Raw genomic sequence first — 1,203 nt, 5'->3', positions numbered from 1 at the left:
GGTGGGCGGGGTGTGCCTCGTCAAGTCCGGTGCGGGGGCCGGTGACGGTGCGCTGGTATGTGTACAACGAGTCGTCGGGGTCGTTCGCGAAGGCGGCGGCGGACTGTTCGGCGGCGTCGCACGGCGCCTACCGGATTTCGATCAGCGTGCTGCCCAACGACGCCGACGGGCAGCGGGCGCAGCTGGTGCGGCGGCTGGCGGCGAAGGATTCCTCGATGGACATCCTGGCGTTGGACGTGACGTGGACGGCGGAGTTCGCCGAGGCCGGGTGGATCGTGCCGTTCGATGCGGTGTCGGCGCGGGCGATCACGGCGGGGACGCTGCCGGTGGCGGTGCGCACGGGTGGTTGGCGGGGCCGGTTGTATGCGGCGCCGTTGAACACCAACGTGCAGCTGCTGTGGTATCGCAAGGATCTGGTGGCGCGGCCGCCGGCGACGTGGGCGCAGATGTTGGCGCAGGCGAGGGCGTTGGCGGCCGCGGGCAGGCCGCATCTGGTCGAGGTGCAGGGCGCGCAGTACGAGGGTTACACGGTGCTGTTCAACTCGCTGGTGGCCTCGGCGGGCGGGTCGGTTCTGTCGGCGGACGGGAGCCGGGTGGCGCTGGGTGAGCCGGCGCGCCGGGCGGTGGAGGCGATCGCGGCGTTGGCGCACTCCCCCGCGGCGGATCCGTCGTGGTCGAACCAGCGGGAGGACGACAATCGGCTGGCGTTCGAGGCGGGATCGGCGGCGTTCCAGTTGAACTATCCGTTTGTCTATCCGTCGGCGCGGGCGAACGCGCCGGATCTGGTGGGTCGGATCGGGTGGGCGCAGTGGCCGAGTCTGGTGGCCGGTCGGCCGTCGCATACGACGGTGGGGGGTTACAACCTGGCGGTGTCGTCGTACAGCCGGCACGGCGGGCAGGCGCGGGCGGCGATCGGTTGTCTGCGCTCTCGGGCGAACCAGATCCGTACGGCGGTCGATGGGGGGTTGGCGCCGACGTTGGAGGCGTTGTATTCGGATCGGGCGTTCGTCGAGGGGGGGTATCCGTTCGCGGCGGCGATCTACGCGGCGTTGCGTCAGGCCAGCGTGCGGCCGCAGACGCCGGCGTATCAGAGCGTGTCGTTGCAGATCGCCGACCGGTTGTCGCCGCCGCGGTCGGTGTCGGTGTCGGCGCTGGGCGGGTTGCGGGGGGCGGTTGAGGATGCGTTGGACTCGAAGGGGCTGG

At 71.3% G+C, this 1,203-nt stretch carries 1 protein-coding gene; it reads left to right on the top strand.

Annotation, left to right across the window (positions count from 1 at the left end):
- Positions 1 to 41 precede the first annotated feature (41 nt).
- Positions 42 to 1,203 (top strand): ABC transporter substrate-binding protein (locus NBZ83_RS32235; protein ID WP_261576525.1); only part of this gene is annotated, 1,162 nt, incomplete at its 3' end.

Origin of the sequence: Frankia gtarii, assembly GCF_025403375.1 — a bacterium.
GTDB classification, from domain to species: Bacteria; Actinomycetota; Actinomycetes; order Frankiales; family Frankiaceae; genus Frankia; species Frankia gtarii.
This window is presented reverse-complemented; position numbering and strand designations above follow the sequence as displayed.